At 70.9% G+C, this 18065-nt stretch carries 17 protein-coding genes; 9 read left to right on the forward strand and 8 right to left on the reverse strand.

Features of this window, described 5'->3' with window-relative positions:
* Window positions 1-31 precede the first annotated feature (31 nt).
* A complete protein-coding gene (locus K8625_RS44480; protein ID WP_223783431.1) occupies window positions 32-2272 on the reverse strand; it encodes a zinc-dependent metalloprotease in 2241 nt (746 codons plus the stop codon).
* A gap of 232 nt (window positions 2273-2504) precedes the next feature.
* Here K8625_RS44480 and K8625_RS18460 point away from each other — a divergent pair, with 232 nt between their 5' ends.
* The 4 genes from K8625_RS18460 to K8625_RS18475 all read left to right on the forward strand — a co-directional run bounded on the left by K8625_RS18460 (window position 2505) and on the right by K8625_RS18475 (window position 4753).
* Entirely contained in the window at window positions 2505-2789 is a 285-nt protein-coding gene (locus tag K8625_RS18460; protein WP_223746182.1) for a hypothetical protein, read from the forward strand.
* An 88-nt stretch (window positions 2790-2877) separates the two neighbouring features.
* On the forward strand, window positions 2878-3684 hold the full coding sequence (locus K8625_RS18465) for a hypothetical protein (protein WP_223746181.1): 807 nt from the start codon (window positions 2878-2880) through the stop codon (window positions 3682-3684).
* 63 nt (window positions 3685-3747) lie between these two features.
* Window positions 3748-4380 (forward strand): hypothetical protein, encoded by a 633-nt coding sequence (locus K8625_RS18470; RefSeq protein ID WP_223746180.1) that lies wholly within the window; start codon window positions 3748-3750, stop codon window positions 4378-4380.
* 103 nt (window positions 4381-4483) lie between these two features.
* Window positions 4484-4753: a hypothetical protein gene (locus tag K8625_RS18475; protein WP_223746179.1), complete on the forward strand. Its 270-nt coding sequence runs from the start codon at window positions 4484-4486 to the stop codon at window positions 4751-4753.
* 3 nt (window positions 4754-4756) lie between these two features.
* On the opposite strand, the gene K8625_RS18480 is transcribed toward K8625_RS18475, so the two are convergent.
* The gene (locus K8625_RS18480) at window positions 4757-5248 is read right to left on the reverse strand and encodes a hypothetical protein (RefSeq protein ID WP_223783432.1); all 492 of its coding nucleotides are present in this window, start codon (window positions 5246-5248) and stop codon (window positions 4757-4759) included.
* A 196-nt stretch (window positions 5249-5444) separates the two neighbouring features.
* Here K8625_RS18480 and K8625_RS18485 point away from each other — a divergent pair, with 196 nt between their 5' ends.
* A complete protein-coding gene (locus K8625_RS18485) occupies window positions 5445-5960 on the forward strand; it encodes a YfbM family protein (RefSeq protein WP_141331012.1) in 516 nt (171 codons plus the stop codon).
* A 7-nt stretch (window positions 5961-5967) separates the two neighbouring features.
* Here K8625_RS18485 and K8625_RS18490 read toward each other — a convergent pair whose 3' ends face one another.
* Window positions 5968-6684 (reverse strand): TSUP family transporter, encoded by a 717-nt coding sequence (locus K8625_RS18490; RefSeq protein ID WP_255652742.1) that lies wholly within the window; start codon window positions 6682-6684, stop codon window positions 5968-5970.
* 191 nt (window positions 6685-6875) lie between these two features.
* Here K8625_RS18490 and K8625_RS18495 point away from each other — a divergent pair, with 191 nt between their 5' ends.
* The 3 genes from K8625_RS18495 (at window position 6876) to yhbY (ending at window position 10816) form a co-directional block, all read left to right on the forward strand.
* Complete coding sequence (locus K8625_RS18495) at window positions 6876-7688, forward strand: hypothetical protein (protein WP_223746177.1); 813 nt, start codon at window positions 6876-6878, stop codon at window positions 7686-7688.
* Window positions 7689-8733: 1045 nt separating this feature from the next.
* Window positions 8734-10464 carry a DnaJ domain-containing protein gene (locus K8625_RS44485; RefSeq protein ID WP_223783433.1) on the forward strand — a complete coding sequence of 577 codons (1731 nt, stop codon included), beginning with the start codon at window positions 8734-8736 and terminating at the stop codon, window positions 10462-10464.
* A gap of 61 nt (window positions 10465-10525) precedes the next feature.
* Window positions 10526-10816, forward strand: a complete 291-nt coding sequence (gene yhbY / locus K8625_RS18510; RefSeq protein ID WP_141328741.1) for a ribosome assembly RNA-binding protein YhbY — start codon at window positions 10526-10528, stop codon at window positions 10814-10816.
* A gap of 30 nt (window positions 10817-10846) precedes the next feature.
* Here yhbY and K8625_RS18515 read toward each other — a convergent pair whose 3' ends face one another.
* The 3 genes from K8625_RS18515 to K8625_RS18525 form a co-directional block, all read right to left on the reverse strand.
* Window positions 10847-11635 (reverse strand): crotonase/enoyl-CoA hydratase family protein, encoded by a 789-nt coding sequence (locus K8625_RS18515; protein ID WP_223746175.1) that lies wholly within the window; start codon window positions 11633-11635, stop codon window positions 10847-10849.
* 90 nt (window positions 11636-11725) lie between these two features.
* Window positions 11726-12403 (reverse strand): hypothetical protein, encoded by a 678-nt coding sequence (locus K8625_RS18520; protein ID WP_223783434.1) that lies wholly within the window; start codon window positions 12401-12403, stop codon window positions 11726-11728.
* Between the two features lie 125 nt (window positions 12404-12528).
* A complete protein-coding gene (locus K8625_RS18525; protein WP_223783435.1) occupies window positions 12529-13839 on the reverse strand; it encodes a neutral/alkaline non-lysosomal ceramidase N-terminal domain-containing protein in 1311 nt (436 codons plus the stop codon).
* Window positions 13840-13983: 144 nt separating this feature from the next.
* On the opposite strand from K8625_RS18525, the gene purF reads away from it, so the two are divergent.
* Complete coding sequence (gene purF / locus K8625_RS18530) at window positions 13984-15372, forward strand: amidophosphoribosyltransferase (protein ID WP_223746172.1); 1389 nt, start codon at window positions 13984-13986, stop codon at window positions 15370-15372.
* Window positions 15373-15438: 66 nt separating this feature from the next.
* Here the strand turns inward: purF and K8625_RS18535 are convergent, their stop codons facing one another.
* The gene (locus tag K8625_RS18535; protein WP_223746171.1) at window positions 15439-16518 is read right to left on the reverse strand and encodes an RluA family pseudouridine synthase; all 1080 of its coding nucleotides are present in this window, start codon (window positions 16516-16518) and stop codon (window positions 15439-15441) included.
* A gap of 413 nt (window positions 16519-16931) precedes the next feature.
* Entirely contained in the window at window positions 16932-18062 is a 1131-nt protein-coding gene (wecB, locus tag K8625_RS18540) for a non-hydrolyzing UDP-N-acetylglucosamine 2-epimerase (protein WP_141328718.1), read from the reverse strand.
* Window positions 18063-18065: the final 3 nt, after the last annotated feature.

Raw genomic sequence — 18065 nt, forward strand, 5'->3', positions numbered from 1 at the left:
CATCCCGGGTGCGCCAACTCGCGCGAGGGATTCAGCGGTAGTACGGGGACAGCGCGGCGGTGATGCGGGCAATCAGGTCCGTCGTCTGCAACCTCTCATCGGCGCTCAGCGTGGGCAGCGCGGCGGTGAGCGAGTCCCGCGCGGACATCAGGATGGAGTACGCGGCCAGTGACTGCTGGACCTTCAGGATATCCACCATGGCGCGGCGCGCGGCGTACCCGCGCACCCCATCCGAGTTGAGCAGGATGCCCTGCACGTCCGCCAGCACCAGCGACGTCAGCGCGGGAGCGTCGGGCGGGTTGGCGCTGAAGGGGCCTCGCTGCGCCGCCGGGTCCAGGTACAGCCGCGCCAGGAGCCTGCGCGCCAGGTCATCCGCGCGCGACGCGTAGTGCGCGGGAGCCCCAGCGGGAATGACCAGCGGCGGACGCACCTGCTGCATCGCGAGCTGATACGCCTGCGCCTGCACCGCCGGGCTGCCCGCGCGCACGAACTGGAGCACGGGGTTGGCCGTCGCGTTGAACCGGCCCGCCAGCGACGCATACAGGAGGGGGTGCGAGACATTCAGCAGGGTGTTCATCGCCACGTTCATCGCGGGCACGTAGAACTTCGTCAGCGGCTCGTCGGTGCGGTCATACCGGTTGCAGTACGGGTCGACGCGCGCGTCCACGTCGGTGCAGTACGGCTGCGTGGGCAGGTCCGGGGACAGGCCATAGAGGTAGCGCACTGCCTGCACGTCGTAGGCGCCCGGCGCGTCGCCGTACACGGCATCCCGAGGGTCCAGGTACTCCATCACCGAGCTGGAGCGCGCCCCCGTCGCGCCGCCGTCGTACACCTGCGAGCCCGCGAAGTTGTGCCGCAACCCCAGCGTGTGCCCCACCTCGTGCAGCACCAGGTACGTGAGGTACGCCTCCACCTTCTGCTTCTTGGTCATCGGCGAGCCGGGCTCGACGAGGAGCTCCGCCCCCTGCTCGCCCTGTTCGAGCAGCGCCTCGGAGTGGAAGTCGCACCGCGCCTCGCCCCCCATGCCGGCCCAGGACATCCGCAGCGACGGGGCGGGCCGCTCGGTGGCCACCCCCGCGCCCGCGCCCATGTCCCCTGAGAAAGTCTGGTGCGCCACCTCCAGCCAGTTGCTGCCCAGGTAGATGCTGGCGCCGCGAATCTCGCCGGTGTTCGGGTTGGTCCGCCAGTCGGCGAAGGCGAACGACGCCGCGCGGTCCGGGTCGACGATGAGGTGGTTCTCGTCATCACGGCCGAAGTCGCTGGAGCTGTCCCCCATCACCGCCTCGAGCACCGGGAAGCCGAAGGCCGTGTTCCATCCCTCGATGCCCCGCTTCACCGCGCCCACCAGGTCATACGCCTGGAAGCGCGGGTCCGCCTGCACCGTGAGCAGGCTGGGGGTGATGCGCCAGCGGATGGGCGTCATGCCCGGCTGGATGGCCCACTTCGCGGCCACGCGCTCGGTGGCGCCTCCCGTGTTCGGAATCAGCTTCGGCTCGCTCAGGAAGTAGTGCTCCCGCGCGGGCGCGGGCGTGGGCACGTAGCTCGGGCTCTCCTGGTAGCGGCGCAGCGCGATGCTCAGCGTGCCCGACGTGCGGAAGGGGTTCTCCTCCAGGTACAGCGGCGCCATGTCATCCGGCAGGTTCGAGTAGCCGGTGAAGACCTGCTCGAAGGTGACGCCGTCCGCGATGGGCCGCAGCTTCTGCGCCAGGCTCAGCTCCACCTGGAACTGCGCGCGCATCATCACCGCGTTCAGGTCCCCCATCACCCCGAAGCGGTTGAGCCCCGCCGCCGGGTCGATGAGCACGTACTGCTCCGAGCCCCGCCGCCGGTGGAACGGCGGGTGGTCCTCCACGATGGGATACGCCTCCACCAACACCTGCGGGTCGAAGATGTCGCTCAGGACCTTGCGGTCATCCACATCCAGGACGAACAGCTTGCCGTTCTGCTCCTTGAAGCTCACCACGCGCGTGCCCAGCGAGTTGGCCGCGAAGTAGGCGGCGCCTCCCGGGTGGTATTGCTGGATGTACGCGGACAAGAACCACTTCGTCGCCAGCTGGTCCCGACGGATGGCCAGGTAGAAGCCGCGCCCCGAGTCCTCCACCACGCCTCGCAGCTTCTGCTCCACCTGCTGTCGCTCGGCGGCCCCCACCTCCCGAGGCACCGCCACGAAGGCCCCCTCCAGCACCTCGTCCGGCAGCGCCACGTCCGGAGTGTCGGGCGGAGCCTCGCCACAGCCCGTGCCCCACAGCAGGGCCAGCGAAAGCACTCCCACCCACGAGCACCGAGGGAACCGCCTGCGTCCGCGCATCGCGTGTCTCCGAGTCCGGGACGCGCGAGGAGGCGCGCCCACCCACGGGTCAACGACGCGCCCGCACCATCTTCCCGGGAGGGGACACGATTTCTCCGCCCCTCCGGGAGCCGTCCGCGACTTTAAATGCGACCCGCGCAACCCAGATGCTTTTGCTACTCAGTTCGACCCGAGCGGTCGCTCACCTGGAGGCACCATGCGGAGCTGGAACATGAAGGGGCTGTGGTTGGCTGGCGTGCTGTTGGCGGGCTGTGGTGGCACCGAGGCCCTGGACGGGCAGCCCGAGGCGGCCGCCCCCGAGCTGGCCCAGACGGAGGCCGCCCTGGAGTACAACGAGGACCTGCACTGCATCGTCATGACGCCCTCGGTGCGCTGCAACAACGGCCTCCAGATGTACGCGTACTGGAGCGACGAGCTCGGCCACTACTTCATCCCCCGCAACGTCTGTGGCAGCCGCGGGCCCATCGTGTGCCCGCTCTAGTCACTCCCTCACACTCTTAGTGTGAAACGGCGCCCCGGCCCGCCTCGTGGTTTGTTCGCACGCAAACCAGATGGCAGACTGGGGCGTCATGAAGGTCACTGGTCGCCGAGTCCTGCTCGCGGCCCTGGGCGCGTCGCTGTCGGCGTGCGCGTCCCGGCCCGCCCCTCCGGTCCTGCACTACAGCTTGGGCATCTCCCGAGCGGACTACCGAGACTACGGGGGTGCCAAGGCCAGCCCCTGTGACGCGGAGCAGCGCTGGTTGTCGGACGAGCTGACGGCCGTCAACGGCGTGCTGGCGCGCTTCGTCAACGGCACCGACAAGCTCGACACGCCCGCCTCGCTGGACCATGCGAAGCAGGTGGAGCTCCTGAAGGAGGCCCAGCAGACGCTGCCGCCGGTGCTGGCGGTCCACGAGAACAACCTCCGGGGCCTCGCGCAGTGCGGGTTCAAGGACAAGGGCGCCTTCCCGGAGATTTCGCGCCGGGGTGGGGAGCTGGTGAAGGAGGCGCGCGAGCGGCTGTCCAGCGCGGACTCGGTGCTCGCCGCCGTGTCGCTGCGCCAGGCCCAGGACAAGTGGAAGGAGGAGTCGCCCCAGCGCGAGGCCACCGCGCGCGGCACGTGGTGCACCGCCGACCCGAAGATTGGCGAGGCCACGGTGTTCTACGCGCGCGCCGCAATGGACGGCACCTTCCGGTGGCACTTCTGCGACGGCTCCCTCGTGGAGCAGCGCGCAGGCGCGGAGCCGACCTACGTGGAGCCCGAGGGGCTCAACAAGCGCGACCGCCGCCGCATCCAGCCGCCGCGCTACCTGGAGGCGGCCGCCAACTTCCCGGCCGAGGAAATCGACCGGCCGCCGGAGACCGGCACCCCGAAGAGCGCCTCTCCGACGCCCTGACGTTCTACAGTCCGGGAACCACCGGGCGGCCTCGTGCCGCCCCCTGCCCCGGAAAGCCGCCCCATGCGACACGCCGCCGCCGTCGCCCTCGTGATGCTCTGCTCGCTGCCCGCGCTCGCGGCGCGGCGCGAGGGCACCTGTGAGGTCCGGGTGATGGGAGGCCTGCAGCTGGCCTTCTCCGGCAAGGGCGGCACGCAGTCCGCCACCTCGGACCACTGGATGTCTCCCGAGGAGATGCGCGCGGTCTACGAGAAGATCCACAGCCGGATGAAGCAGGACCCCAAGAAGGTCCAGGCCGCCGCCGCGAAGCTCGCGGCGAAGGGGACGATGAGCGGCCCCCTGTCCATCCACTGCATCAGCGCGGGCGGCATCCAGTCGGCGAGCCTGAGCATCCTCTCCGGGCAGAACACCAAGGAGAGCGTTCCCTTCAAGCCCGGCGCGTACCCGCTCGTCACGCTGGACGAGAAGCCCGGCGAGTTGCCCGTGGCGCTGCGCCTCAAGGGCGTCAACTACATGCTCACCGTGCCCGGCGTCCTGGTGCTGACCCGGTTCGACGGCCGCGGCGTCGCGGGCACGTTCAAGTTCACCGCCCGCACGCACAGCTCCGCCAACAAGAAGGACGCCACCGAGCGCACCATCCGGGTGGAGGGCAGCTTCGACTTGCCCTGTCCCGTGAAGAGCCGCGTCTGCAGCTAGCCGTGCGGGGCGCGCGGCGGCACGCCGAACTGGGAACGAGTCTGCATCTGCCATTCGGCTACAGTGGTGTCCGCGGTCATCCCCCACGCCACGGAGCACCTCCATGCAGCTGCGCCCCTTCCTCGCGTCCCTCGCCGTCTGCCTGTCCCTCCTCGGCTGTGGTGGCGGCGCGCCCGCGAGCGAGCCGGTGAGCCCGGAGGCGCCCCAGACCGAGACCTCGACGAGCGCCCAGGTCTCCTGCTGGGACGAGTGCTACCAGGCCAACGCCTGGTGTCCGTCCCAGTGCGGGGTCTCGAGCGAGGTGTGCGCCCAGGCCATCTCCGTCTGCTACGACTCGTGCGAGCGCGGCGTGGGTCCCTGGCTGCCCTGCTGAGCGTCACCTGCCAGCGGCCGTGGAGCGCTCCGTCATGGACAGCTCCACGGTGTGGCTGCTCTCCGGTGAGAGCTCCAGGTTCATCTGGCACGTCTCGATGTGGCGCGGCCCCTTCGCGCAGACGGTGAACACGCCCGCGCGCACCTTGGGGAAGCGGGCCATGCCCTGCGCATCCGTCTTCAACTGCTCCGGATGCAGCCGACGCGGCTGGCCCTCGCTCACGATGGCCACCGTGATTCCCGGCACCGGCTTGAGCCCCCAGGGGTCGAGCGTCCGCACATAGACGCGCCCCAGTTGAGAAGGCGCCAGCGTGCGGGGGTCCTCGGGGTCCTCGATGGGCATCGAGCCCGCGTCCGGCGAACCCGCGTCGGAAACCCGAGCGGTGGCGACCTTGGGTCGGGGCTCTTGCGCCAGTTGCCGCCGCAGGAGCGCCGCGAGCGACAGCGACACCCCGACGCCCGCGATGGCGATGACCCAACGAACCCCTCGGTGCATACCCGAGCTCCCTGGCTTCCAACCGCGAGGACGACGGCCCGACGTCGGAAGCCTAGCATTCCGAGGACTCGCGGCCCGCGTCGGTGGACCTGGGGGCGGAGGGGCCCGCATCGAAATTCCGCACGCTCGCCCGGGACTGGTAGGGTCCGGCGCCGCTCCACTTCCCCCGGCTTTCGCGTCACACGAGGTCCCCCGCATGGAGATGCTCTGCACCTTGCGCAGCGTCACGGAGGCGCAGCGCGGCGCCCTGCTTCAGGCCCCCGAGCGCCTGGAGGACTTCCTCGACGACGACGAGGACTTCGGAGACCCGAAGGGCGGAGCGTTCCTGGAGCTGGACATCGGCGAGGCGTGGCATGCCCTCCAGTACCTGCTCACCGGCACCGCGTGGGAGGGCAGCGCGCCGTTGGACTTCCTCGTCCGCGGCGGTGACGACGTGGGCGACATCCCCTCCGACGAGGGCACCGCGCGCGTCTTCGCGCCCGCGCAGGTGAAGGCGCTCGCCACCGCGCTGAAGGACGTCTCCGAGAACACGCTGCGCCGCCGCTTCGACCCGGCGAAGATGCAGGCCCAGGACATCTACCCCGGCACCTGGGATGAGCCGCCCGAGGACAGCGACCCGCTCGAGGAGGTGCTCTCCTACTTCGAGGAGCTCCAGAAGTTCGTCGCCCAGGTGTCCCGCCGCGACGGCGCGCTGCTGGTGCACATCGGCTGAAGGACCGTCAGCCCATCACCACGTCGCGTCCCAGCTTCAGCACCAGCGCCAGCACCACGGCGAGCACCACCTTGCGCACCAGGGTGTCGCCGCCCTTCACCGCCAGGTGCGCGCCCAGCCACGCGCCGGTGAACTGCGCCGCGGCCATGGGCAGCGCCACCTTCCACAGCACCACGCCCTTGAGCGAGAACAGGATGACGGACGCCAGGTTGGAGGCGAAGTTCACCACCTTCGCGTCCGCGGACGCTCGCGCCAGGCCGTGGCCCAGCAGCGTGTTGAAGCCGACGATGAGGAAGGTGCCCGTGCCCGGGCCGAAGAACCCGTCATAGGTGCCGACGGCCAGCGCGATGAGCGCGCCGATGGCCTGGGCGCGCGAGCGGGGCGAGGGCTCCGCGTGCGCGGGGGCCTTGGGCGGCGCGCGGCGGAAGGCCAGGAACACCGCCACGGCGATGAGCAGCACCAGCACCAGCGGCTTGAGCACCTCCGGCTTCACCAGCAGCACCAGCGCCGCGCCCGCGAAGGCGCCGCCCAGGCCGAAGGGGAACGTCACGCGCGCCAGCTTCCAGTCCACCAGCCCCGCGCGCGAGAAGCGCACCAGCGCCGCGAACGAGCCGAACACGGACTGCCCCTTGTTGGTCCCCAGCGCCACGTGCGGGGGCAGCCCCGCCGTCAGCAGCGCCGGCAGCGTGATGAGCCCGCCGCCGCCCGCGATGGCATCCACCATGCCCGCCACCAGCGCCGCGACACACAGCAGCAGCAGGTGCTGCGCACTGACGTCCACCAGTAGGTCCACCCTGTGTCTCCCTCGCCTCGAGCGGCGCCTGGGTACCACGGGCGCCGTCGCGGCTGCTCGCTTCTTGCGTCCCCCGCCACCTTGGGCGTCAATGCCCGGGTCGTTTCACCTCCGAGGTCTTCATGCTCGCCTCCCTCTTCACCGTGCTGGCGCTCACGCTGGCCTCGGCTCCACCCTCGCAGGACCCCAACGCGCCCACCTGCCGGATGATGAACAGCCAGGTGGCGTGTGGATATGGGTGCAAGTCCGACTCGAACCGCGCCCGCTGTGCGCAGACGCCCCAGGGGCGCTGTCAGCTCATCGACGGGCAGGCGGTGTGCTTCGACCCGCCGGCGTACGTGGTGAAGGCGTATGGCGCGGCGCTGCCGGAGCCCGAGTGCAAGGCCATCGACGGGGCGGTGGCGTGTGGCTACCACTGCGTGACGCAGCCGGGCCGGGTGAAGTGCGCGAAGTCGCCGGCCGGGGTGTGCAAGGCGCGCGGAGGCGAGGTGGAGTGCTTCGACCCGCCGGCGGTGGTCTTCGCGGTGTACGGCAAGGAGACGCCCCGCGCGGACTGCCGCAGCAACGGGGTGGAGCTGACGTGTGGCTACAACTGTCTCAACGCGTCAGAGGGCGTGCGGTGCACCCGGACGCCGGCGGGGGTGTGCAAGATTTCGAGCGGGCGCATCACCTGCTTCGACCCGCCTGCGGCGGCTTTGTGCACCTGGAAGCGCGCGATTCCCGCGCCGGAGTGCCGCAACACGGAGTCCGGCCCGGCGTGTGGATATGCGTGCACGACGGCGTTCTCGAAGTCCGCGTGTGCGTCCACGCCCTCGGGCATCTGCAAGGTGTTCGACAGCGAGGTGCACTGCTTCGACCCGCCCGTCGAGCAGCAGGCGGACCCGGCCTGCCTGTCGGTCCTGGGGATGGCGGTGCTGGACGGGGCCACGCCCTGACACAGGGTATGAGCCCTCCGCCCCGCCGTCTGCTTTGAGCCTTCCTGGGAGAGCGGTAGGGTTGCCGTCTTCTCGCAGCAGGAATGGAGCAGAACCGCGCATGGCGGAGGGTGACGTCCGTCAATATTGGGTCCGCAACGACAGGGGCACCCTGTGGGGGCCCCTCACCCTGCCGACCATCGAGCTGCTCATCGACAGCGGCGCCATCAAGGGCAAGCTCCAGGTCTCCGAGGACGGGCTGAACTTCGCCTTCCCCTGGCGCTTCCCCGAGGCCCGCGAGGTGTTCCCGCGCGAGCTGTGGGGTGACGGCGCGCCGGCGAACCTCGGCCCCGGGCCCCAGGCCCCGGTAGCGCGCCCCGGTGTCCCCATGGCAGGGCCGGGCGGTGTGCCCATGGCGGGGCCGGGTGCGGCGCCCATGGCCGGTCCGGGCGTGCCGATGGCGGGACCGGGAGTACCGATGGCGGGCCCAGGTGCCGCGCCGATGGCAGGGCCAGGTGCCGCGCCGATGGCGGGGCCAGGTGCCGCGCCGATCGCACGCCCAGGAGTTCCCATGGCGGGCCCGGGTGCGCCCATGGCGGGGCCCGGTGCAACCGGGCGTCCAGGTGTCCCCATGGCGGGCCCAGGTGCGCCCATGGCGGGGCCCGGTGCAACCGGGCGTCCAGGTGTCCCCATGGCGGGCCCTGGTGTCCCCATGGCGGGCCCAGGAGCCCCGATGGCAGGCCCGGGAGCGCCCGTGGCTCGACCAGGGGTCCCCATGGCAGGCCCAGGTGCACCCATGGCGGGCCCAGGGGTCCCCATGGCGGGTCCAGGGGTTCGACCGGGGGATCCTCGGGCGCAAGGCAACCCGATGCAGGCCGCACGGCCTCAAGTTCCAGGTGCGGCCCCCGGAGCCCCCGGAGCCGTCGCACGGCCCGTCGCGCCGCCCAACGCGGCCACCGGACAGCCCCAGGTCGCCACGCCGCAGGCGGGAGCCGTCCCTCCAGCAGCCCCCTTCCCCTCCACGGCAGCCGCGCCCGCCGTCTCCACGGAGTCCTCGCCCTACGCGATGCCCTCGCAGGGGCAGCTCGAGCAGACCTCGCCGCTGAACCTCTTCGGCCGCATCGCCTCCGCGGAGCAGACGGGCCTGCTCAAGCTGGCGCTCACGGACCGGGTCACCCTGATTCACTTCCGCAAGGGCAACCCGGAGTTCGTCGACTCCAACCACCCCGAGGACTCGCTGGGCACGTCGCTGATGGGCGCGCGGCTGCTCACGCCCGAGCAGCTCCAGCAAGCCGAGTCCGCCAAGGAGCGCTTCGGCGGAGACCTGCTCGCCGCGCTCTTCGGACTCGGTCTGCTCCAGCCCGCCAGCGCGTTCTCGATTCTGGCGCAGCGAGCCTCCAGCATCCTGTTCAAGGGCCTGCGCGCCGAGTCCGGCATGTTCGCCTTCGAGCTGCGGGAGCTGGCGGGCAACAAGGCCATGCCGCTGGGCAACCGGTGGGCGGTGCTCAGCGACACGGTGCGCCGCATGCCCTCCGCGGACATCAAGCGTCGGCTCATGCCGGTGCTCAACCTGCCCATCATGAAGTCGGGTGGGATGGTGGCCGCCAGCGAGCTGCGGCTGACGCCGCACGAGGTTCGCGCGCTCACGGTCATCGATGGAGTGCGCTCGGTGTCGCAGCTCCTCGCGGACTTCCCGCAGGACGCCGACCACCTGCTGCGCCTGGCCTTCCTGCTGCGCGAGCTGGACGCGGTGTCCTTCGCGGCCGCGCGCCCGGCCCCCGCGACGGTGGCGGGCCCCACGGCCGCCGCGCAGCCCGGTCCTGCGCCCACCGCGGGTCCCACGGCCGCGCCCCGCCCGGCCCCGCCACCGGGGGCACAGGCTCCGACCGCCGCGCCTGGGAATCCCCCGGGAGCGGGCTCACCGCAGGCCGCGCGCCCGGGCAATCCGCCGGGTGCCGCCGCGCCGGCAGCGGCCCGTCCGGGCAATCCTCCTGGAGCCGCCGCGGCCCCCCGTCCTCCGCCCGTCGTCGGCGCGGCGCCAGCCCGTCCGGCGAGCCCCGCGCCCGCCGCGGCAGCACGTCCGGCGCCGCCCACGGTCTCCGGCCCTCCGCCGGGCGCCGACGAGATTCCAGCGCTCAAGCAGCTGGCGATGGCGTTGAAGCAGCAGAACCACTTCCAGCGGCTGGGGTTGGCGGAGCAGGCGGACGGCAGCGCGGTCAAGGTCGCCTACTTCCGTCTGGCCAAGCTGTACCACCCGGACACGCTCCCACAGGGGGCGCCGCCGGAGCTCGAGAAGCTCAAGGCCGAGGTGTTCGCCTACATCGGCGATGCGTACCGGACGCTGTCCGACGACAAGAGCCGGGCGGCCTATCTCGAGGAGCTGAAGAGTGGTGGCGCCGGGGCGGAGGTGGACATCAACGCCATCCTGATGGCGGAGGAGCTCTTCCAGAAGTCGTGCATCCTGGTGAAGGCGCGCAAGTTCCCGGAGGCCGTGAAGATGTTGAACGAGGCCATCCAGCTCAACGCCGAGGAGGCGGAGTTCTACGCCTGGCGGGGCTATGCGCGGTTCTTCACGGCGACGGACAAGAAGGCGGCGCAGCCGGAGGCGTTCCGGGAAATCCAGAACGCCATCAAGCGCAACGAGCGGTGTGCGCCGGCGCACTACTTCCTCGGGGTGATTGCGAAGCTGACGGGAGACACCGCGGGGGCGCTGAAGCACTTCAAGCGGACCGTGGAGCTTCAGCCAGACCACATCGACGCTCAGCGGGAGATTCGCATGGCGGCCCAGAAGAAGTAGGGTGCGCCCCCCATCCGGAGGGGCCAGGGGCCCCGCGGGTGGAGTCGAAGGAGACAGCAACGTGTCGCTCACCGGGAAGCAACGCCGCCATCTGCGCGCGCTCGGACACCACCTGGAGCCGGTGGTCATCGTCGGTCAATCCGGCGTCACCGAGGGCGTCATCGCCGCCGTCGAGCAGGCGCTGCACGACCACGAGCTCATCAAGGTGAAGATCAACGAGGGCCCCGAGTCGCGCCAGGAAGCCGCCGCGCGCCTCGCCGAGGGCACCAGCGCCGAGCTGGCCCAGCTGTTGGGCCGCACGGCGCTGCTCTTCAAGAAGCGCAAGGAGAAGTCCAAGTTCGAGAAGTTCTGACGGACCGTCCCCGGGCCCCGCATGTCCGCTTCACTTGCCGCTGAAGCGGGCCTCGCGGCGCTCGAGGAAGGACTGGACGCCCTCGGCGGCGTCCTCCGTCTTCACCAGCTCCAGCAGCCGGGGCAGCAGCGCGGCCCTGGCTGCGTCGGGCCCTTCGTGCACCGCCTGTCGCGCGGACGCGAGCGTCGCCTGCACGCCCAGCGGGGCCTGCTTCGCCACCGTCTCCGCCAGGGCGAGCGCCCGCTCCAGGTGCCGGCCGCGCTCCACCACCTCCTGCACCAGGCCGATGCGGTAGGCCTCGCGCGCGTCGAACTCATCGCCGGTGAGCAGCCACCGCATGGCGTTGCCCCAGCCCGCGCGCTGGGGGAAGCGCACCGTGGCGCCGCCGAACGGGAAGATGCCGCGCTTGATTTCAATCTGTCCGAAGCGCGCATCCTCCGAGGCCACGGTGATGTCCGCCGCGAGGACGAGCTCGATGGACAGCGTGAGACACAGACCCTGCACAGCGAGCACCAGGGGCCTGGTGCGCGGCGGCCCCTGGATGCCCCACGGGTCGATGAACCCCTCCGCGTAGAGCGGCTCGCCGCTGGAGAGCGCGGGCGCGACGCTCGCGAGGTCCAGCCCCGCCGAGAAGTGGTCGCCCACCGCGAAGATGACCATGCACCGCACGTCCGGATGCCGGTCCGCCTCCGTCACCGCGGACGAGAGACCGCGCAGCATGCCCACGTCGAACGCGTTGCGCTTCTCCGGCCGGTGGATGCCGATGAGGGCAAGGTGTCCGCGCACTTCCAGGGTGATGCGAGGGTCCGACGGGCTCATCTGCGCTCCACGGTGAAGGTGGACGCGCATTGTCCGCCACGCGGCGCCGCGCGCACCATCACGCGTGTCACGCCGTCCACCGCACGACGTTCAGAACCGCCCCGCCAATCCACCCACGAGGCTCCCCTCCTTCGTCCGCGTGAACGTCGGACCCCACACCGCCTGCTGTGCCAACTCCTGCTCCTGCGCGCGCAGGGAAGCAGAGTGCGACATGCGATAGCCGAAGAACGAGCCCAGGATGGGCGTCACCAGCAGGTTGAGCACGCCGATGACCACCACGTCATCGCTGCTGCTTGTGAGCATCAACGATGACGGAAGCGCGCCGAGCGTCGCACCCAGCAGCGTGTAGCCGAAGCTTCCCTGCCCACGGAGCCATCGCCCCATGAGGTAGACACCACTGGCCGCGCCAAGCGCGGACCCCACGCCGAGGGACAGCGAGAGCGCCGCGTTGTTCGAGCAGGGATAGCCATTGCAGCCCGTCAGCGCGTTGCCCGCGGCGAGTCCCACCATCGCACCCGACGCCAGCCCCACGCCGCCCAACAGCATGCCCAGGGGAATGTGCGCGCGTCGTCGATAGGGACGCTGCCCCAGTGGGGCGGAGCCAACCTGCGCCGAGGAGGGAGCCACCGCCGCCTCGGGAACGGACACCAGCGGAGGCGTCTGCGTCGAGGGGCCTTCTGGCCCCGCGGACTCGGGCAGATGCTGCCCCCACGCCGGCAGCCCCACGAGGACCACGGCGAGCACGCCCACCACGCATCGCAGTTGCATCGGAAATCCCCCCCTCTCCCGCGGGACTTCAGGCCACCGCGTCGCGGCCTGTCAATCCGGGGCCCGACACACCCAGCACGCCAGGACGAGTGCAATCCAGCGCATGCACGCGGGTGACACCACCGTCAGCGCGTGAAGCCCGCCGTGCTCGCGGCCAGCTCCGCCGCCACGCCCAGACGCTCCAGCAACGCGGGCCCGAAGTACTGCCTGCGCGACTCTCCGCCCTTCGCGTTCACCAGGTCCGGAGTCTCCACGTAGCCCACGTACCCTCCCGCGAGCCCCAGCACGCCCGAGGCTCCCGTGCGCCGCACCAGCTCCGCGCCCGCGTCCACCGTGGGCTCGCCCGGCACCGTCACCAGCTCCAGCGGCCCCAACACCAACGCGGACACCTCGGCCACGCGCTCGGCGGAGCTGCACAACAAGTTATCCCCAGCCGCCCGAGTGAAGGCCGGCACCAGCCGCGACGCATCCGGCCGGGGCATCACCGCCTCCGCGCGCGCCAGCGACAGCCGCACCGACGGCCCCGCCGAAGCCAGGGGCGCCTTGCCCGCCAGCTCCGACAAGGCCCGCGCGAAGCCCGACACCCGCTCCAGCCCCTGCCCCTCCGAGTACGCCACCGACGCGTTGCCCACCGCGCCCTGCAACAACAGCGTCACGCCGCTGCCCTCGGACTCGCGCAGCGTGCTCAAGCGGCCCGGATAGTCTGGGTCCACGTACGCGCGCTGCCGAGGCACCATCGCCGGGTGCGCCGCGAAGAAGAGCAGCTCCGCCACGGGCGCTGCCTCACCGCGCAGCACCGCGCGCGTCAGCGTCCCATCCGGCGCGGTGCCACCCGAGCGCGTGTAGACATACGAGGACTCCTTCGCCTCCCCCAGCTCCAGCATCACGTCCGTGAGCGAGGAGGCGGCCTGCCCGAGCGCGGCGCTCGCCGCGGCCACCACCGTCGCTTCCGAGTCCTCCCGATAGCGCCCCGTGCCGACGAGCTGCGACACCAGCCGCGAGTCATAGCCCCCGAGCGACGAGTGCGTGTGCGTGGCCAGCACCAACACATCCTGCAGCCCCAGCGTCTTCGCGTGCTCGCGCACCCGCGCCGTCACCACATCCGTGACGAGCAGCAGCTCCAGCGACACCAGCCCCACGCGTGAGCCCCCCGCCTCCAACACCACCGCGCGCGCATGGAGCGGCGGGTCGGACTGCGTCGCGTCGGGACGCGGCGGCGAGTACCCCGCCACCACCACCGGGAACGGCGGCGCCAGGGCCACCTTCGCCGCGCCCGCGCGCAGCGGCCCCTCGCCCTTCACCTGCGACAGCAGCACCGGCGCGCGCTCCGCCCACGTGCCGCACCAGTTCCAGGAACCCAATGCATAAGCGGCACCCACGGTGAGCAAGACCAGGGGAAACAGGGAACGCCAGGAGGCTCGTCGTGGAAACACCATGCGGTGCGCAGACTAACGGCATGCGGCACCCGCCGCGAGGCTCGTCTGCCCACATCGGCCGACTCCGGTGACGGGTGGAATACCCACCAGAGGGGCGTGCGTTCCTGTTCCGCTCACCGCCCGAAAGGAGTAAGGCAGCGCGCCATGTGCGGCATCTTCGGAATCACGGGACACGCCGAGGCCTCCAACCTGACGTACCTGGGGCTGCACGCCCTGCAGCATCGCGGGCAGGAGTCCGCGGGTATCGTCGCCTCTGATGGTCATGGCCTGCGGGCCCACCGTCAGATGGGGCTGGTGGCGGACATCTTCGATGCGCCAGTGCTCGCCGGCTTGCCCGGCCAGTCGGCCATCGGCCACGTGCGCTATTCGACGGCGGGCGGCAGCCAGCTCAAGAACGCGCAGCCGCTCTTCGTGCAGTACGCGGGCGGACAGTGCGCCATCGCGCACAACGGCAACCTGGTCAACGCGGCGGCGCTGAAGGAGAAGCTGGAGGCCGACGGAGCCATCTTCCAGTCGGACGCCGACACGGAGGTCATCCTCCATCTGCTCGCGCGCTCGCGACAGGGGAGCTTCGAGCAGAAGCTGGTGGAGGCCCTGCGCAAGGTGGAGGGCGCCTACAGCCTGCTGGTGCTCACCGAGAACAAGCTGGTCGCGGTGAGGGACCCCTTGGGCATCCGGCCGTTGGTGCTCGGGCGGATGAAGGAAGGCGCGTACGTGCTCGCCAGCGAGACGACGGCGCTGGACCTCATCGAGGCGGACGTGGTGCGCGAGCTGGAGCCCGGTGAGCTGCTGGTCATCGAGAACGGCGTCATGCGCACGAGCAAGCCGTTCGCGGAGCCGGCGCGGCTGGGCCGGTGCATCTTCGAGCAGGTGTACTTCGCGCGGCCGGACTCGGTGCTGTTCGGCAACAGCGTGTACGAGGTGCGCAAGCGCATGGGCATGCAGCTGGCGCGCGAGCAGCCGGCGCCCGACGCGGACCTGGTCATCGCGGTGCCGGACTCGGGCGTGGCGGCGGCCATCGGCTTCTCGCAGCAGAGCGGGATTCCGTATGACGTGGGGCTCATCCGCAGCCACTACGTGGGCCGGACGTTCATCGAGCCGCAGCAGTCCATCCGTCACTTCGGCGTGAAGCTGAAGCTGTCGGCGGTGCGCAACGTCATCAAGGGCAAGCGCGTGGTGGTGGTGGACGACTCCATCGTGCGTGGCACGACGAGCCGCAAGATCGTGAAGATGATCAAGGCGGCCGGCGCGCTGGAGGTGCACCTGCGCATCTCCTCGCCGCCGACGAAGTGGCCCTGCTTCTACGGCATCGACACGCCCAGCCGGCAGGAGCTCATCGCCGCGAGCCACAGCACGGACGAGATTGCCCGCTACGTCACGGCGGACTCGCTGGGCTACATCTCCATCGAGGGCCTGGGCGAGGCCGTGGGCGACCCCAGCCGGGGCAGCTTCTGCACGGCGTGCTTCTCCGGTCAGTACCTGCTCGGGGAGATGGCCGGCTCCGCGCAGGAAGCCAACAAGCTCACCGCCTGACGCCGCGCATGCGCGCGTGAGGCCCCAGGCCCCCTGCCCTTCATCGGGTCGGGGGCCTTCGTCGTTTCAACGGCTGGGTGCCGTGGAGGGCGGAGGCGGCAGGGGCGCGCCCGCGATGAAGTCCGCGAGGTCCGAGGGGAGCGGCGCCGAGAACGAGACCTCCGCGCCGGTGCCGGGGTGCGGGAACACGATGCGCTCGGCGTGCAGGGCGTGTCGGGGCAGTCGCAGTCGAGACCAGGCCTCGGGCTCCAGGCTGTGCTTGCTGAAGCGGTCGAAGTAGCCGGGGTCCGGGCCGTACATCTTGTCGCCGACCAGCGGGAAGCCCGCCTCACGCAGGTGGATGCGAATCTGGTGCTGACGTCCCGTCTCCGGGAAGCAGCGCAGGAGCGCGAAGGGCTCACCATCGCGGGTGAAGCGCTGGAGCACCTGGAAGCGGGTCCGGCTCGGCTTGCCCTCGACGGCGTCGATGCGCACGGCGATGCGGATGAGCTCGGTGCCCTCGGCGATGGGGGCATCCACGGTGAAGGTGTCCTCGGGAGGATGTCCCTCACAGAGGGCGAGGTACTCCTTGTGCACGTCGCGCGAGACGAAGAGCCGGCCGAGCACACGGCAGGCTTCGGTGGTGCGACCGCAGACGACCAGGCCGCTGGTTTCGCGGTCCAGACGGTGCGCGGGCTCGGCGAAGCGCTCCCCGAAGCGCTCGCGCAGGATGGAGACGAGGGTGCCCTTGTGGTAGCGCGCCGTCGGATGGATGGGGAGACCCGCGGGCTTGTCGAGCACCAGCAGCCACTCATCCTGGAAGACGACGGGCAGCGTGGTGGGCGTCTCCGGCTCCTCGCTGCCGGGGCGGCGCAGGCGGAAGGCCAGTCCGGGGTACACGGGTGTGGAGGGCTTCAGCCGCCGTCCCTCGCAGCGGACGCCGCGCAGGATGATGCCGGCCAGACGCTCGCGAGGCATGCGGCGCAGCTTCTGGCCCAGGTAGTCCTCCAGGCGCCAGCCCGCATAGTTGGGCTCGACGACGAAGGAGATGTCGACGAAGCCCTCGGGAGCGGCGTCCGACGCGGGCGCACGACTCGAGCCCCCCTGCTCGGAGGGCTCCTGCTCAGGGGAGGAGTCCTCCGCCGATGAATCCTTCTCGCCGTGCATCACCTCCGCGCTCTAACACGGCGCGGGACGGCGCACAGTCCGAACCCTTCAGGGTCGGGAGGCCTCACGACGAGGCACCACCCGAGCCAGCGCGGAAACAGAAGGACCTGCGCATCGAAGCGGCTTCACGCCGACGTCGACGAGCCCCTGCGGAACCACGCCACCTGGAGGAGTCCTCACTCCCCCGCCGCGTACGCGGTCACAGCCTCACGCGGATGCAGACACGCGCCACACGGTGAAGCCCAAACATGTCCCCGTCGCTTACGCCCTCACAACGTCACACCGAGGCGGGCACACGCCACGTGGTGAAGCCCACACGGGCCCCCATCACATGCGCACTCACATCCTGGCGCCGAGGCGGCACGCGCCACACGGTGAAGCCCACACGAGCCCCACCGTGCGCCGTCACACGCTCACGCCGAAGCCGCGCGCCGGGCGTCGTCGCTCACGCCCAGGAAGCGCGCGAACAGGTCCGCGATGCGCTCGCCGGAGCGCCCATCCCAGTACTCGGGGATGCGGCCCTTCTTGCCCTGACCATCGAGCACGCGGTCCGCCGACTCGCGGATGCGGTCCGGGTCCGTGCCCACCACCTCGTTGGTGCCCTGCTCCACGGTGATGGGGCGCTCGGTGTTCTCGCGCAGCGTGAGGCACGGCACGCCCAGCGCCGTGGTCTCCTCCTGCAGACCGCCCGAGTCGGTGAGGATCAACTTCGCCTGCGACGTCAGCGCGAGGAACTCCAGGTAGCCCATCGGGTCCACGGGGCGCAGGTTCGGGCTGCGCTCGAACCACGACCCCAGGCCCTGCTCCGAAATCATCTTCCGCGTGCGCGGGTGCACCGGGAAGATGACCGGCACGCGCGAAGCCACGTGCGCGATGGCGGACAGCAGCCCCCCGAGCAGCTTCGGGTCATCCACGTTGGACGGCCGGTGGAGCGTGCACACCGCGTAGCCGCGAGGCTCCACGCCCAGGGTCTTCAGCACGGGCAGCTGGTCCGCCCGCTCCTTCGAGGCGAGCAGCGAGTCGATCATCACGTTGCCCACGAAGTGGATGCGCTCCGGGTCCGCGCCCTCCTTCAGGAGGTTCGCGTCGGCGTCGCGAGAAGGCGTGAGCAGCAGGTCGGACAGCCGGTCCGTGACGACGCGGTTGATCTCCTCCGGCTGGTGCCGCGAGTAGCTGCGCAGGCCCGCCTCGACGTGCGCGAGTGCGATCCCCAGCTTCGACGACACGAGCGCGGCGGCGACGGTGCTGTTGACGTCACCGACGACGGAGACCAGGTCCGGCTTGTGCTCGAGGAAGACGCGCTCCAGTTCCACCATCGTCTTGGCCGTCTGCTGCGCGTGGCTCCCCGAGCCGATGCCCAGGTGCACCTCGGGCGCTGGCAGCCCCAGGTCCGAGAAGAAGACGTCGCTCATCTTGACGTCGTAGTGCTGTCCCGTGTGGACCAGGACCTGCTGGAGCTGATTCCGCGCGGCGATGGCGCGGTGGATGGGCGCGACCTTCATGAAGTTCGGGCGCGCGCCGACGATGTGGATGACCTTCTTCATGTC

This window comes from Myxococcus sp. AS-1-15 (assembly GCF_020037055.1).
Classification (GTDB): domain Bacteria; phylum Myxococcota; class Myxococcia; order Myxococcales; family Myxococcaceae; genus Myxococcus; species Myxococcus fulvus.

Coding starts and splice junctions, on each gene's coding strand:
- wecB (WP_141328718.1), bottom strand. CDS start 18,062: ATGAAGAAGGTCATCCACATCGTCGGCGCGCGCCCGAACTTCATGAAG.
- K8625_RS18465 (WP_223746181.1), top strand. CDS start 2,878: ATGAAGGTCACTGGTCGCCGAGTCCTGCTCGCGGCCCTGGGCGCGTCG.
- K8625_RS18515 (WP_223746175.1), bottom strand. CDS start 11,635: ATGAGCCCGTCGGACCCTCGCATCACCCTGGAAGTGCGCGGACACCTT.
- K8625_RS18490 (WP_255652742.1), bottom strand. CDS start 6,684: ATGGTGGATGCCATCGCGGGCGGCGGCGGGCTCATCACGCTGCCGGCG.
- K8625_RS18460 (WP_223746182.1), top strand. CDS start 2,505: ATGCGGAGCTGGAACATGAAGGGGCTGTGGTTGGCTGGCGTGCTGTTG.
- K8625_RS18520 (WP_223783434.1), bottom strand. CDS start 12,403: ATGCAACTGCGATGCGTGGTGGGCGTGCTCGCCGTGGTCCTCGTGGGG.
- K8625_RS18485 (WP_141331012.1), top strand. CDS start 5,445: ATGGAGATGCTCTGCACCTTGCGCAGCGTCACGGAGGCGCAGCGCGGC.
- K8625_RS18475 (WP_223746179.1), top strand. CDS start 4,484: ATGCAGCTGCGCCCCTTCCTCGCGTCCCTCGCCGTCTGCCTGTCCCTC.
- K8625_RS18535 (WP_223746171.1), bottom strand. CDS start 16,518: ATGCACGGCGAGAAGGATTCATCGGCGGAGGACTCCTCCCCTGAGCAG.
- K8625_RS18480 (WP_223783432.1), bottom strand. CDS start 5,248: ATGCACCGAGGGGTTCGTTGGGTCATCGCCATCGCGGGCGTCGGGGTG.
- K8625_RS18495 (WP_223746177.1), top strand. CDS start 6,876: ATGCTCGCCTCCCTCTTCACCGTGCTGGCGCTCACGCTGGCCTCGGCT.
- K8625_RS18525 (WP_223783435.1), bottom strand. CDS start 13,839: ATGGTGTTTCCACGACGAGCCTCCTGGCGTTCCCTGTTTCCCCTGGTC.
- purF (WP_223746172.1), top strand. CDS start 13,984: ATGTGCGGCATCTTCGGAATCACGGGACACGCCGAGGCCTCCAACCTG.
- K8625_RS44485 (WP_223783433.1), top strand. CDS start 8,734: ATGCCCTCGCAGGGGCAGCTCGAGCAGACCTCGCCGCTGAACCTCTTC.
- K8625_RS18470 (WP_223746180.1), top strand. CDS start 3,748: ATGCGACACGCCGCCGCCGTCGCCCTCGTGATGCTCTGCTCGCTGCCC.